Here is a 13,825-nt window from a genome sequence, read left to right as displayed (position 1 = left end):
ATTTGTTGCAACAGCAAACGACGGCGAGGGGGATGGGAATGGGGATGCGCGCTTGAAGCATTCCGCGCCACGCGTCCTGATGGTCGGCACCGCGCTGGAAGGCAGGGGCGGGGTCGCCGCAGTGATCTCCGTGCTGCGCCAGGATGGCCTGTTCGAGCGCGAGCGGGTGCGCTATGTCGCCACCCACCGCGAAGGCTCGGCCGCCGTCAAGGCCAGGAGCGCGCTGTCGGGCTTCTGGCAGACCCTGCTGGCCTGTTTCAGCCGGCGTCCGTCGGTCGTGCATGTGCACGCGGCCTCGGGCGCCAGCTTCCTGCGCAAGTCCATCGTGCTGCTGATCGCCCGCCTGGCGGGCTGCAAGACCATATTTCACCTGCATGGCGGCGGCTTCCGCCAGTTTGCGACCGTCGAAGCCGGCGCGCTGATGCGGCGCTGGATCCGCCACACGCTGGAAGCCAGCTCGGTGGTCATCACGCTGTCGAACGGCTGGGCCGGTTTCGTGCGCGGCTTCGCGCCCGGGTCGCGGGTGGCGGTGGTGCCGAATTCCGTGCCGCTGCCGCCGGCGTCCAGCGTGCAGGGGGAGCCGGGCCGCATCCTGTTCCTGGGCCGGCTGGAAGCGTCGAAAGGCGTGTTCGAGCTGCTGGGCGCCGGGGCCTTGCTGGCGGCAAGGTTTCCGTCGCTAAGGCTGGTGTTCGGCGGCGAGGGCGATGCCGATGCCCTGCGCAACAAGGCGGCCGAGCTCGGCATAGGCGAGCGTATCGAACTGCCCGGCTGGCTCGGCGCCAGGGAGCGCGACGCCCAACTGGCGCGCGCCAGCGTGTTCTGCCTGCCTTCGCATGCGGAAGGGCTGCCGATGTCCATGCTGGAAGCGATGGCCGCGGGCAGGGCGGTGGTCGCCAGCAGCGTCGGCGGCATCCCGGAAACCATCGTCGACGGCGACAACGGCCTGCTGGCGCCGCCGCGCGACGAAGCGGCGCTGGCGGGCAAGCTGGAGCAGGTCCTGGGCAATGAAGCACTGCGCGCAAGGCTCGCACGAAACGCGCGCGTCACAATCGAGCAGCACTATTCAACCGAGGTAGTGTGCGGCCAGCTGTCCGCCCTCTACCGTGAACTGGCGGGGACTCAATGATGAGCGAGGCGACAGGCGTGACCTGGTTGGTGAACCGTTTGCGATGCATGTCGATGGCCGAGGTCGGCTATCGGATCCAGCAGGCGGCGGCGAAAGGCGTGGCGAAACGGGTGCGTCCGCGCGCCGCGCCGCCGCTGCCGCGGGCCCGCACCTTCAGCGTGTCGTCCGCGCCCGCCATGTCCGCGCTCGAAAAGGAAAGCCTGCTGGCCGACGCCGACAGCATTTGCGCCGGCCACGTGGTCCTGTTCGCGAACCGCCGCTTCGACGTCGGCATGCCGCCGTTCTGGAACCGCGACCCGGAAAGCGGCGTCACCGGCCCCTCGGTCTACGCCGGCGACATCGCCATCACCAACCGCGAGCTGGTCGGCGACATCAAGCACGTGTGGGAACTGAACCGCCACCTGCACTTCACACGTCTGGCGCAGGCCTGGGCCAGCACGGGCGACGCCGCCTGGCTGCATGCGCTGCACCACCAGCTGCGCAGCTGGCTCGACCAGTGCCCGCCGCTCACCGGCCCCAACTGGACCAGCTCGCTGGAGCTGGGCATCCGCCTGATCAACTGGGCTTTGGTCTGGCAATTGATCGGCGGCGAGGGCAGTGGCCTGTTCGCCGGCGAGGACGGCGAGCGCCTGCGCGCCGACTGGCTCGATTCCATCCACGCCCATTGCGCGGCGATTTCGCGCCACCTGTCGCGCCACTCATCGGCCAACAACCACCTGATCGGCGAGCTGGCCGGCCTCTACGTCGGCGCCTCGATCTGGCCCTGCTGGAAGTCGTCCGGCGCCTGGCAGGAGCAGGCCCGGCGCGAGCTGGAACACGAAGCCCAGGCCCAGTTCTCGCGCGATGGCGTGAACCGCGAGCAGGCCTTCGCCTACCATATCTTCTCGTCGGAGTTCCTGTTCGTGGCCGGCCTGGTCGGCCAGGCCTGCGGCCAGCCCTTCTCGCGCGCCTACTGGACCAGCCTGCAACGCGCATTGCGTTTCTTGCGCTCGGTGCGCGACGTCGGCGGCAATGTGCCGATGGTGGGCGATGCCGACGACGGCATCGTGTTCCGCATGGACGCCCCCGGCAGCGACCGCGCGGCCCAGTTGCTGGCCCTCGGCGACGCCGTGCTGCACAAGCATGACAGCAACTGGGTCAGCGAGCACATCGGCGTACGCTGGCTGCTGCACACCCTGCCGGGCAAGCGCCCGGAAGCCGATCCGCACGAATCCGGGACCGGCTGGGCCTTCCCGGACGGCGGCTACCTGCTGTTCGGCTCCCACTTCGGCGAAGCCAATGAGATCAAGGGCATGGTCGATTGCGGCCCGCTGGGCTACCTGGGTATCGCCGCCCACGGCCACGCGGACGCGCTGGCGCTGAACCTGTCGGTCGGCGGCGAGGAATGCCTGGTCGATCCGGGCACCTATTCATACTGGCAGGAGCACAAGTGGCGCGACTATTTCCGCGGCACTTCGGCCCACAACACGGTGCGCATCGACGGCCTCGACCAGTCGGTGTCGGGCGGGCGCTTCATGTGGCTGAAAAAGGCCAGGGCCAGCATCGAGCGCATGCCGCAGTCGCCGCACGAATTCGATTTCCGCGGCTCGCACGACGGCTACGAGCGCCTGGCCGATCCGGTGCGCCACATGCGCAGCGTGCGCTTCGACGCCGCCAGCGCGAGCCTGGTGGTGAAGGATGAGTTCTCGGCGAAAAAACATCACCAGGTCGAGCTGTTCTGGCATTTCGCCCCGGGCCTGAGTGTCCGGTTGGACAGTTCTGGCCTGCACGTGCGCGGCAAGCGCTTCGCCCTGCAGATGCACGCCCATGGCGCCGACCTCAAGCTGGAACTGGTGCGCGCCAACGAAAATCCGCCGCTGGGCTGGTATTCGCGCAGCTACGAATCGAGGCAGCCTTGCGACGTGCTCAAGATCAGCACCGTATCGTCCGCCGTCCCGGTCGAGTGCAGGTTTACAATAACGTTTTTTTAATACCCCGCTGTCCGCAGTGTTGTTCACATACTAATTACTAGGGAAACAGTTTCATGCTTATTTATCTGGTCGCGGGCGCCCGCCCCAATTTCATGAAGATCGCTCCGATCGTCCGCGCGCTGCAGGCTCAGGAACCAAAAACGCTGTCCTATAAAATCATCCATACCGGCCAGCACTATGACCGCGACATGAACGACGTGTTCTTCGAAGAACTCGGCATTCCGCAACCGGACGTCTTCATGGCCGCCGGCGGCGGCAGCCATGCCCAGCAGACCGCCAAGATCATGGTCGGCTTCGAAGAGCTGTGCCAGAGCGAGCGCCCGGCCGCCGTGCTGGTGGTGGGCGACGTGAATTCCACGCTGGCCTGCTCGATCGTCGCCAAGAAACTGAACATCCCGGTCGCCCACGTCGAGGCCGGCCTGCGCTCGGGCGACATGACCATGCCCGAGGAAATCAACCGCCTGGTCACCGACAGCATTTCGGACTGGTTCTTCGTCACCGAACCGGCCGCGCTGGAACACCTGAAACGCGAAGGCAAGGCGGATTCCGCCGTGCACTACGTCGGCCACGTGATGGTCGACAACGTGCTCTACCAGGCCGACAAGCTGGCCCACACCGACACCTCCGGCTTCGAGACCAGCGCGTTCAAGAAAGCGCGCCAGGACGCCGGCCAGCGCTACGGCGTGGTCACCATGCACCGCCCGAGCAACGTCGACGATGCCGCGACCTTCACCCGCATCGCCGGCGCGCTGAAGGAAATCGCGGCCGAGCTGCCGCTGATCTTCCCGGTGCACCCGCGCACCCGCGCCAACATCGAGAAATTCGGCATCGACCTGGGCCCGAACATCACCCTGGCCGGCCCGCAGGCCTACATGGCCTTCCTCAACCTGTGGAAGGACGCGGCGGTCGTGCTGACCGACAGCGGCGGCCTGCAGGAAGAGACCACGGCGCTGGGCGTGCCATGCGTCACGATCCGCGAGAACACCGAGCGTCCCGTTACCGTGGACGAAGGCTCGAACGTGCTGGCCGGCACCGATCCGGCCGTCATCATGGCCGAGGCGCGCAAGGTCTTGCGCGGCGAAGGCAAGCAGGGCCGCCGGCCGCACCTGTGGGACGGCAAGGCGGCTGAACGTATCGTCGCCGTATTGGCAAATGAGCTGGCGAAAGTACCCGAATGAGTAGAAAAGGATGATCAAATGAGCGAACGCATCACACTGATGGGGTGCTCCATTGACAACCTGTCGATGGAGGAAACACTGCACACCATCGAGGGTTTCATCCATACAGGACGGCCCCATCAGCATGTGGTGGTAAATGTGGACAAGCTGGTCAAGGCCAGCCACGATCCCGAGCTCAGGCAGATCATCAACGACTGCGCCCTCATCAACGTCGACGGCATGCCGGTCGTATGGGCCTCGCGCCTGCTCGGCAAGCCGCTCAAGGAGCGCGTCGCCGGCGTCGACCTGTTCGAGGCGCTGATGCGCCGGGCGGGCGAGAAGGGCTGGCGGGTGTTCCTGCTGGGCGCAAAGGAAGAAGTGGTGAGCAAGGTCGCTTTGACCTACCGGAACAGGTATCCGCGACTGGTGCTGGCGGGCTACCGCAACGGCTACTGGAAGGGCGAGGCGGAAGAGGCGCAGGTGGTCGAGCAGATCCGCGACGCCAGACCCGACCTGCTGTTCGTGGCGATCAGCTCGCCGAAAAAAGAGCAGTTCCTCGGCCGCTGGCAGGCCGAGATGAAGATTCCATTCGCGATGGGCGTGGGCGGCACCTTCGACGTGGCGATCGGCCAGGTGAAGCGTGCACCGGTGTGGATGCAGAAATCGGGCCTGGAATGGTTCTACCGCTTCCTGCAGGAGCCGCGCCGGATGTTCCGCCGCTACTTCATCGAGGACATGGCGTTCCTGCGGTTGTTCCTGAAAGAGCTCAGGCAGGGCAGATAGACATATTCTTTAAGAAAGCAGAGCACTCATGAAAATTCTCGTTACAGGCGGCATGGGCTACATTGGTTCGCACACGGTCGTCGAACTGCAGAACGCCGGCCACGACGTGGTGGTGTTCGACAACCTGTCCAACGCCGACCCTTCGGTACAGGGACGGGTGCAAAAGATCACGGGCAAATCCTTCGAGTTCGTCCACGGCGACATCCGCGACCGCGCGGCGCTGGAAGCCGCCTTCGGCGCGCACAAGATCGACGCCGTGATCCACTTTGCCGGCCTGAAGGCGGTCGGCGAATCGGTGGCGCAGCCGCTGCGCTATTACGACAACAACGTCACCGGCAGCGTGGCGCTGTTCGAGACCATGGCCAGGTTCGGCTGCAAGACCCTGGTGTTCTCGTCCTCGGCCACCGTCTACGGCGACCCGGCCTCGGTGCCGATCAAGGAAGACTTCCCGCTGTCGGCCACCAATCCCTATGGCCGCAGCAAGCTGATGATCGAAGACATCCTGCGCGACTTGTTCAAAGCCGAGCCGGACTGGCGCATCGCGCTGCTGCGCTACTTCAATCCGGTGGGCGCCCATGAGAGCGGCCTGATCGGCGAAGAGCCGAACGGCATTCCGAACAACCTGGTGCCGTATATCGCCCAGGTGGCCAACGGCCAGCGCGAGAAGCTGTCGGTGTACGGCGGCGACTACCCGACCCCGGACGGCACCGGCATGCGCGACTACATCCACGTGGTCGACCTCTCCATCGGCCACGTCAAGACCCTGGACAAGCTGGTCCAGGGCGCGGGACTGCATACCTATAACCTCGGCACCGGCAACGGCAACAGCGTGCTGGAAATGGTCCATGCCTTCGAAAAGGCCTGCGGCAAGCCGATTCCCTACCAGATCGTAGACCGTCGCCCCGGCGACATCGCGAAGTGCTACGCCGACCCGACCCACGCCCGCGAGGAACTCGGTTGGACGGCGCAGCGTGACATCGCGCAAATGTGCGCCGACTCCTGGCGCTACCAAACTACCCCAAAATAAGCATGAGGACCGAACCATGAAAGCGATGATTCTTGCAGCAGGCAAAGGCACCCGCGTACGTCCGCTGACCTATGACCTGCCGAAACCGATGATCCCCGTGCTGGGCAAGCCCGTCATGGCTTACCTGATCGAACACCTGCGCAAGCACGGTATTTCCGAGATCATGGTCAACGTCAGCCACCTGCACGAAAAGATCGAGGAATACTTCGGCGAGGGCGAACAATTCGGCGTCCAGATCGGCTACTCCTTCGAAGGCTACACCAAGGAAGACGGCGAAGTCGTGGCCGTGCCGATCGGCTCGGCCGGCGGCATGAAGAAGATCCAGGAATTCGGCGGTTTCTTCGACGACACCACGGTGGTCCTGTGCGGCGACGCCCTGATCGACCTCGACCTGAAGGCGGCCCTGCTGGAGCACCGCCGCAAGGGCGCGATGGCCACCGTGATCACCAAGGAAGTGCCTTGGGACAAGGTATCGAGCTACGGCGTGGTGGTCACCGACCAGAACGGCCGCATCACCCAGTTCCAGGAAAAGCCGAAGCAGGAAGAGGCGCTGTCCAACTTCATCAGCACCGGCATCTACATCTTCGAGCCGGAAGTCATCGACCTGATCCCGTCCGGCGTGGAGTTCGACATCGGCTCCCAGCTGTTCCCGCTGCTGGCCGAGAAGGGCATGCCTTTCTATGCCCAGGGTCGGCCGTTCAACTGGCTGGACATCGGCAGCGTGTCGGACTACTGGGAAGTGCTGCAGAACGTGCTGACCGGCGAAGTCAACCACATGCACGTGCCCGGCATCGAGATCGAGCCGGGCCTGTGGACCGGCCTGAACACCAGCATCGACTGGCGCGGCACCACCATCAAGGGCCCGGTCTACATCGGCTCGGGCGTCAAGATCGAAGCCGGTTCGACCATCATCGGCCCGACCTGGATCGGCCATGGCAGCCACATCTGCGAAGGCGCGGAAGTCGTCCGCTCGGTGCTTTTCGAATATACTCGTGTTCTTAATGATGTGACATTGCACGAAATGATCGTGTTCAAGGACTACAGTATCGACCGCGCCGGCGAGATGAAGCATTCGTCCGAATACAGCTCGGACGAATGGCTGAACGCCCGCGATCGCCGCCGCAGCCGCCGCAAAGACAGCGCGGAAGAGACAGATTCCAATCTAGAGAAAATTAGCGCATGAAAATTTATCCAGTCATCCTCTCCGGCGGCGCCGGTACCCGCCTCTGGCCGCTCTCGCGTGCTTCGATGCCGAAGCAGCTCCTGCCGCTGGTCACCGACAAGACCATGCTGCAGGAAACCGCCTTGCGGGTCCGCGGCTGGCCGGGGTTGATGGCGCCGCTGGTTGTCTGCGGCAACGAACACCGTTTCCTGGTCGCCGAGCAGTTGCGCGAGGTGGGCATCAGCCCGAGCGGCATCCTGCTCGAGCCGGTCGGCCGCAATACGGCCCCGGCCGTGACCGCGGCCGCGCGCCACCTGGTCGCCGACGATCCGGACGCCATCATGCTGGTACTGCCGGCCGACCACGTGATCGAAAAGAACGAAGCCTTCCGCCAGGCGGTCGAGCGCGCCTTCGAGCTGGTGCAGAACGGTTCGCTGGCCACCTTCGGCATCGTGCCGAGCGTGCCGGAAACCGGCTACGGCTACATCCGCCGCGGCGAGCCGCTGCCGGGCGTCGACGACTGCTTCAAGATCGAGCGCTTCGTCGAAAAGCCGGACCGCAATACCGCCGAAGGCTTCGTGGCCGATGGCGGCTTCTACTGGAACAGCGGCATGTTCATGTTCCGCGCCGACCGCTTCCTGGCCGAGATCGAGCAGCACGCGCCGGAGATCGCCAGGGCGGCCGAGCAGGCCATGCACGCGGCCTACCGCGACCTCGACTTCTGCCGCCTGGACGAGGCAGCCTTCACGGCCTGTCCGTCGGACTCGATCGACTATGCGGTCATGGAACACACCCGTGACGGCGTGGTGGTCTCGGCGGACATCGGCTGGAGCGACGTCGGTTCCTGGTCGGCCCTGGCCGACGTCCAGCAGGCCGACGCCCACGGCAACGTGCAGCGCGGCGACGTCTACCTGGACGGCGTCAGCAACTCGCTGGTGCGCGCCGAGAGCCGCATCGTGGCCGTGGTCGGCGTCAAGGACCTGGTCGTGGTGGAAACCCCGGACGCGGTGCTGGTGGCGCACAAGGACCAGGTCCAGCGCGTGAAGAACATCGTCGACCACCTGAAGGTCCAGGAGCGCACCGAGCACCTGTACCACACCCGGGTGTATCGTCCGTGGGGCTTCTACGAAGGCATCGACGCCGGCGAGCGTTTCCAGGTCAAGCGCATCTGCGTCAAGCCGGGAGAAAAGCTGTCGCTGCAGATGCACCATCACCGCGCCGAGCACTGGGTGGTGGTGTCGGGCACCGCGCGCGTCACTTGCGGCGACAACGTCAAGCTGCTGGCCGAGAACGAGTCGACCTATATCCCGATCGGCATGACCCACCGCCTGGAAAACCCGGGCAAGCTGCCGCTGCACCTGATCGAGGTGCAGTCGGGCAGCTACCTGGGCGAAGACGACATCGTGCGCTTCGAGGACGTGTACCAGCGCGCCTGAGCGGCGGGCCTGAACCCGAAGCTTCGTTCGCGTCATCTCACGCCGCCCGCGCAACAGCGCCGGCGGCGTTTCCTTTTTCCGCCGGCCGCCTAACGTGCGTTCATCATCATGCGAGGGGCATACAATGCTTGGTCCAGAACTGGTTGGGAGGCAGCCATGAAAAGGATCATTGCGGCGGGCAGCGTGTTGCTCGTCATCGCCGGCGCGGGCGGCGCGGCGCGCGCCGGCGATATCACCGGCGGCTCCAGCCTGCTGGACGACGGCCGCCATGCCCAGCTCGAGCGCTGGCTCGGCGCCGGCGAGTTCAACCTGAACAATGTCTACACCCTGCGCCCGGGAGATACCTCGGTCAATTTCCACCAGGCGGCGGACGGGAAGGGCGCCACCTTCACCCTGATCGAAGTGACGAACACGGCCGGCCAGACCTTCCTGGTGGGTGGCTACAACCCGCAAAGCTGGTCGTCCACCGACGGCTGGCACGAAACCGAGCGCGACTTCCAGCGCACCGCCTTCATCTTCAATTTCACCACGCCGGCCGTCTACCGCCAGGTGCCGACCAGCTTCGAGCTGCCCAGCCAGGGCCAGCGCCAGACCTATAACGACATCCTGTTCGGCCCCGTGTTCGGTTCCGGCCCGGACCTGCTGGTCAACAACGACCTGACCCACGCACTGTCCTGGCAGCTGAGCTACGGAAACCCGGACAACGAGGGCGTCAGCATCATCGATGGCAGCCTGCTCGGCCAGACCGTGAACGTGAATGCGATGGAGATCTTCGCCATCGCGCCGGTGCCCGAGCCCGCCTCGGGCGCGATGTTGCTGGCCGGGCTGGGGGTGGTCGGCGGCATGCTGCGCTGGCGCCAGCGCAAAGGTGCGCAGCGTCTGGCGTAAATTGTTCGCATTACAATTGTGGCATCATGAAAGGGAGCCGTCGTGCTCCCTTTTTTTCGACTTTCACTTTGCCGATGACTTCGATCCGACGCCTGTTCCTGACCCTCCTGCTGCTGGCCACCGCCGCCGGCGCCCGCGCCCAGTTCACCAGCGCGCCCAGCCTGCAGCCGGCCCAGCTGGCCATCGTCATCAACGACGCCGAGCCGAACAGCGTCAAGATCGGCGAGTACTACCGCAAGCGGCGCGGCATTCCGGCAGCGAACGTGGTCCACGTCAGCATTCCGGACAAGCCGCATGGCATCGGCATCGGGCGCTTCCGGGAATTGAAGGAAGAGATCGACAGCCGCCTGGGCCCGGACGTCCAGGCCGTACTGATGATCTGGACCGCGCCCTACATGGTCGACTGCAATTCGATCACCGGCGCCTACACGCTGGGCTTCGACGGCTCCCAGTGCGCGAAGACCTGCGCCAGTGGGCGCTCCAGTCCGTATTTCAATTCCAGGTCGACGCGGCCCTTTACCGACCTCCAGCTGCGCCTGTCCATGCTGCTGCCGACCGAATCGGTGGCGGACGCCAAGGCCCTGATCGACCGCGGCGCCTCGGCCGGGTTCCGCATCGTGCCGGCCACCGCCTATTACCTGGTGACCTCCGAAAAGGCGCGCAACTCGCGCGCCGGCTTCTTCCCGCCGCCCGGCCGCATCGAGGCCAGGAAACTCAGCACCAGGACCATCCAGGGCGATGTGCTGGAGGGCGCCAGGGACGTGATGATCTACGAGACCGGCATGGCCCAGGTCGACAAGCTGGACACCCTGCATTTCGTGCCCGGCGCCCTGGCCGACCACCTGACCTCGCTTGGCGGCGACCTGCTGGGAGACGGGCAGATGAGCAGCCTGCGCTGGCTGGAGGCGGGCGCCACCGCCAGCTACGGTTCGGTCAGCGAACCCTGCAACTATTGGCAGAAATTCCCCAACCCGACCGTGTTGCTGAAGCACTACGTGCAAGGCAATAGCGCGATCGAAGCCTACTGGAAGAGCGTCGCCTGGCCCACCCAGGGCCTGTTCATCGGCGAACCGCTGGCCGCGCCTTACCGCAAACGGCCGCGCTGAAGACGCTTTCCTGTCCCAGGGATGCGAAGATCATAGCGAATTGGTCCGTACGGACTAATTCGTGGTCATGATGTTGTCAATTTGTGCATTTACTATCCATTTTGTTAAGTGTCTCACTGACAAATTGCGCATCCACCCCTTGGGAAACCACATGACTCATCGTCCATCCATCCAAACTCCAGGTCGCCTGACCGTGCTTGCGGCACTGCTGGCCGCTTTTGCCGCGCCGGCTTTTGCCGGCCCCGGCGCCGACGTCGTCATCAGCCAGGTCTACGGCGGCGGCGGCAATAGCGGCGCCGTCTACAAGAACGATTTCATCGAACTCTTCAACCGCAGCGGCGCCGAGGTCAACCTGAAGGGATGGAGCGTCCAGTACGCGTCGACGGGCGGTGGTACGTGGACTCTCACCAAGATCACCACCGATGTCCTGCTGCAGCCGGGTCAGTACTTCCTGATCCAGGAAGGCGCCGGCGCCGGGGCCGGCGTGGCGCTGCCTGCCGCCGATCTCTCCGCCTCGATCGCGATGTCGGCGAGCTACGGCAAGGTGGCTCTGGTCAAGAGCCAGGACGCACTATCGGGCAGCGCTCCAGTCTCCGGCGACCTGGTGGACCTGGTCGGCTTCGGTCCCACCAGCGGCGCCAACACGGTCTCCGCCTGGGAAGGTACCGGCCCAGTCCCGCAGCTGACCAACAGCACGGCCGGGGTGCGTAAGGATGGTGGCTGTACCGATACCGATAACAATGCCGGCGACTTCACGGCCGGCACCCCGGTGGCGCGCAATTCGGCGTCGCCGATCCATGCCTGCGGCGTCATCGCCCCGGTCGACAAGCCGATCGTGCCGAACTGCCCGGCCAGCATTGGCGGCCGCGCCGGCACCGCCGCCACCGGCTTCCTGCAAGCCAGCGATCCGGATGGTATCGTCAGCCAGGCGGACATCACCAGCGCCGCAGTGCCCGGCATCAGCCTGAGCGGCTTCACGGCTGCCGGCGGCATCGGCGCCAGCGCCTCGGTGACCCTGACGGTCGACGCCAGCGTCCCCAGCGGCATCTATCCGGTCGCGGTGACCTTCGGCAACGGCAAGCAGACCGCCACCTGCACGGTGAACGTGGCGCTGTCGGGCGAGCACACGATTTCCCAGATCCAGGGCAGCGGCCTGACCAGCCCCTACGCCGGCACGGTGCAGACCACCACCGGCGTCATCACCAAGAAGCTCAGCGACGGCAATTTCTTCATCCAGGACCCGGCCGGCGACGGCGATCCGACCACCTCGGACGCGATCTACGTGTTCAATGCCCCCACCGCGGCCCGGGTCGGCGACCTGGTGAAGGTGTCCGGCACCGTGACCGAATACAAGCCCTCCGGCGCCACCCGTACCTTCACCGAATTCGGCAATGTGACGCAAGTGAGCGTGCTCGGCAGCGGCGCCTCGGTCCCCGTCACCTACGTGCGCCTCGGCGACGAGGACCTGAGCCAGTACGAAGGCATGCTGGTCAGCTTCAGCGGCCCGCTCTTCGTCAACGGCAATTACAACCTGGGCGACCGCGGCGAAGTGGTGCTGGGCAGCACCCGCCACGAGACCCCGACCAACCGCTACCGTCCGGGCAGCGCGGATGCCGTCGCCCTGGCCGCTTCCTACCAGCGCGACACCCTGGTGCTGGACGACGGCATCTTCAGCACCCCGAACCCCATCCCTTACCTGACCGACGGCACCCTGCGTACCGGCGACAGCGTCAACGGCCTGACCGGCGTGATCGATTTCGGCGCGATCGGCGGCGGCGGCGCCTGGTACAAGCTGCAGCCGACCGAGACCCCGGTGTTCAACCGCAGCAACGCCCGCGAAGCGGCGCCGACGGTCGCGCCGGGCAACGTCCGCGTCGCCAGCGCCAACGTGCTGAACTTCTTCACCACCTTCACCGACGGCACCGACGCCTGGGGCGGCACCGGCAAGGGTTGCACGCTCGGCAGCACCACCAAGGCCGCCAACTGCCGCGGCGCCGACAGCACCGCGGAATTCATCCGCCAGCGCAACAAGATCGTCAACGAACTGAAGGCGATGGACGCCGACGCGGTCGGCCTGATGGAAATCGAAAACAACGGCGACACCACCGTGGAATACCTGGTGGGCGCGTTGAACGCCGCGATCGGCAGCCCGGCCTATGATTACGTGCGCAAGCCGGCCACCACCGGCACCGACGCAATCCGCGTGGCGATGATCTACAAGCCGGGCAAGCTGACCCCGGTGGGCGGCGCCATGTCGGACGGCGACAGCGTCAACAACCGCCCGCCGATGGCCCAGACCTTCAAGGTCAACGCCAACGGCGCCAGGTTCTCGCTGATCGTCAACCACCTGAAGTCGAAGGGCAGCTGCGGCGGCGGCATCGTCGGCGACGCCGACAGCGGCGACGGCCAGGGCTGCTTCAACGCCACCCGTATCCTGCAGGCGAAGCGCCTGGCGAGCTACTTCATCCCGGCCGTGATCGCGAACGCCGGCGACCCGGACGTGCTGGCAGTCGGCGACTTCAACTCCTACGGCCACGAAGATCCGATCGCCTACCTGACCGACAATGGCCTGGTGAACGAGCTGGAACGCTTCGTGCGCCCGAACGGCATGCCGTATTCCTTCCAGTTCGACGACACGGTCGGCTACCTCGACCACGCCCTGGCCACCGCCTCGCTGGACGGGCAAGTGGCCGGCGTGACCGAATGGCATAACAATGCCGACGAACCGCAGATCATCGACTACAACAAGGAAAGCAAGCCGGACGACGAGTACGTGGACAATGCCTTCCGCGCCTCGGACCACGATCCGGTGCTGGTCAGCCTGAACCTGGCGCCGGTATTCGTGGACGTGAGCGGCAGCGTGTCGGTTGCCAAGTCCGGCCTGGCGGTGAACCGCACTACCGGCAAATACACCGGCACGGTGACGTTCACGAACACCAGCGGCGCGGCGATCCGGGGACCGCTGCAGTTCAAGCTGGACGGCCTGACGGCAGGCGTTACCCTCGACAACCAGTCCGGTATCCAGGGCGGCTCGCCGTATATCTCGCTGTCCAACGCCTCGATCGCGCCGGGCGCGACCGTCACCGTCCCGGTGACCTTCACCAATCCGTCCAAGGCGCTGATCGCCTACACGGCCAAGCTTTTCAGCGGCACTTTCTAAGGAAATCGCA

10 protein-coding genes are annotated in these 13,825 nt (G+C 65.5%); all 10 read left to right on the top strand.

Annotated features, from left to right (window positions below; all coding sequences use genetic code 11):
* The first annotated feature begins 52 nt into the window (after positions 1-52).
* The 10 genes from ACFPO9_RS19305 to ACFPO9_RS19260 all read left to right on the top strand — a co-directional run bounded on the left by ACFPO9_RS19305 (position 53) and on the right by ACFPO9_RS19260 (position 13,815).
* A complete protein-coding gene (locus ACFPO9_RS19305) occupies positions 53-1,126 on the top strand; it encodes a glycosyltransferase family 4 protein (RefSeq protein WP_379773603.1) in 1,074 nt (357 codons plus the stop codon).
* Positions 1,126-3,096, top strand: a complete 1,971-nt coding sequence (locus ACFPO9_RS19300) for a heparinase II/III family protein (RefSeq protein WP_379773600.1) — start codon at positions 1,126-1,128, stop codon at positions 3,094-3,096. The genes ACFPO9_RS19305 and ACFPO9_RS19300 overlap by 1 nt, the downstream gene beginning before the upstream one ends.
* A gap of 53 nt (positions 3,097-3,149) precedes the next feature.
* Positions 3,150-4,274, top strand: a complete 1,125-nt coding sequence (gene wecB, locus ACFPO9_RS19295; RefSeq protein WP_379773598.1) for a non-hydrolyzing UDP-N-acetylglucosamine 2-epimerase — start codon at positions 3,150-3,152, stop codon at positions 4,272-4,274.
* A gap of 18 nt (positions 4,275-4,292) precedes the next feature.
* Positions 4,293-5,036 carry a WecB/TagA/CpsF family glycosyltransferase gene (locus ACFPO9_RS19290; protein WP_379773595.1) on the top strand — a complete coding sequence of 248 codons (744 nt, stop codon included), beginning with the start codon at positions 4,293-4,295 and terminating at the stop codon, positions 5,034-5,036.
* Between the two features lie 28 nt (positions 5,037-5,064).
* A complete protein-coding gene (gene galE, locus ACFPO9_RS19285) occupies positions 5,065-6,063 on the top strand; it encodes a UDP-glucose 4-epimerase GalE (RefSeq protein WP_379773593.1) in 999 nt (332 codons plus the stop codon).
* Between the two features lie 16 nt (positions 6,064-6,079).
* Positions 6,080-7,246 carry a sugar phosphate nucleotidyltransferase gene (locus ACFPO9_RS19280; protein ID WP_379773591.1) on the top strand — a complete coding sequence of 389 codons (1,167 nt, stop codon included), beginning with the start codon at positions 6,080-6,082 and terminating at the stop codon, positions 7,244-7,246.
* The gene (locus ACFPO9_RS19275; protein WP_379773589.1) at positions 7,243-8,661 is read left to right on the top strand and encodes a mannose-1-phosphate guanylyltransferase/mannose-6-phosphate isomerase; all 1,419 of its coding nucleotides are present in this window, start codon (positions 7,243-7,245) and stop codon (positions 8,659-8,661) included. Before ACFPO9_RS19280 ends, ACFPO9_RS19275 begins: the two co-directional genes overlap by 4 nt.
* Before the next feature lie 156 nt (positions 8,662-8,817).
* Positions 8,818-9,549 carry a PEP_CTERM-anchored TLD domain-containing protein gene (locus ACFPO9_RS19270; RefSeq protein ID WP_379773586.1) on the top strand — a complete coding sequence of 244 codons (732 nt, stop codon included), beginning with the start codon at positions 8,818-8,820 and terminating at the stop codon, positions 9,547-9,549.
* A gap of 74 nt (positions 9,550-9,623) precedes the next feature.
* The gene (locus ACFPO9_RS19265) at positions 9,624-10,655 is read left to right on the top strand and encodes a TIGR03790 family protein (protein WP_379773583.1); all 1,032 of its coding nucleotides are present in this window, start codon (positions 9,624-9,626) and stop codon (positions 10,653-10,655) included.
* A 151-nt stretch (positions 10,656-10,806) separates the two neighbouring features.
* The gene (locus ACFPO9_RS19260; RefSeq protein ID WP_379773580.1) at positions 10,807-13,815 is read left to right on the top strand and encodes an ExeM/NucH family extracellular endonuclease; all 3,009 of its coding nucleotides are present in this window, start codon (positions 10,807-10,809) and stop codon (positions 13,813-13,815) included.
* Positions 13,816-13,825 lie beyond the last annotated feature (10 nt).

It is taken from the genome of Massilia aerilata (assembly GCF_042656905.1).
In the GTDB taxonomy this organism is placed as follows: Bacteria; Pseudomonadota; Gammaproteobacteria; order Burkholderiales; family Burkholderiaceae_D; genus Telluria; species Telluria aerilata.
The sequence above is the reverse complement of the archived record's forward strand: the minus strand, read 5'-3'. Positions and strand labels throughout refer to the sequence as shown.

Excerpts from the sequence above, each read along its gene's own strand:
- wecB (WP_379773598.1), top strand. The coding sequence starts at position 3,150 with ATGCTTATTTATCTGGTCGCGGGCGCCCGCCCCAATTTCATGAAGATC.
- ACFPO9_RS19290 (WP_379773595.1), top strand. The coding sequence starts at position 4,293 with ATGAGCGAACGCATCACACTGATGGGGTGCTCCATTGACAACCTGTCG.
- ACFPO9_RS19300 (WP_379773600.1), top strand. The coding sequence starts at position 1,126 with ATGAGCGAGGCGACAGGCGTGACCTGGTTGGTGAACCGTTTGCGATGC.
- ACFPO9_RS19265 (WP_379773583.1), top strand. The coding sequence starts at position 9,624 with ATGACTTCGATCCGACGCCTGTTCCTGACCCTCCTGCTGCTGGCCACC.
- ACFPO9_RS19280 (WP_379773591.1), top strand. The coding sequence starts at position 6,080 with ATGAAAGCGATGATTCTTGCAGCAGGCAAAGGCACCCGCGTACGTCCG.
- ACFPO9_RS19260 (WP_379773580.1), top strand. The coding sequence starts at position 10,807 with ATGACTCATCGTCCATCCATCCAAACTCCAGGTCGCCTGACCGTGCTT.
- ACFPO9_RS19270 (WP_379773586.1), top strand. The coding sequence starts at position 8,818 with ATGAAAAGGATCATTGCGGCGGGCAGCGTGTTGCTCGTCATCGCCGGC.
- galE (WP_379773593.1), top strand. The coding sequence starts at position 5,065 with ATGAAAATTCTCGTTACAGGCGGCATGGGCTACATTGGTTCGCACACG.
- ACFPO9_RS19275 (WP_379773589.1), top strand. The coding sequence starts at position 7,243 with ATGAAAATTTATCCAGTCATCCTCTCCGGCGGCGCCGGTACCCGCCTC.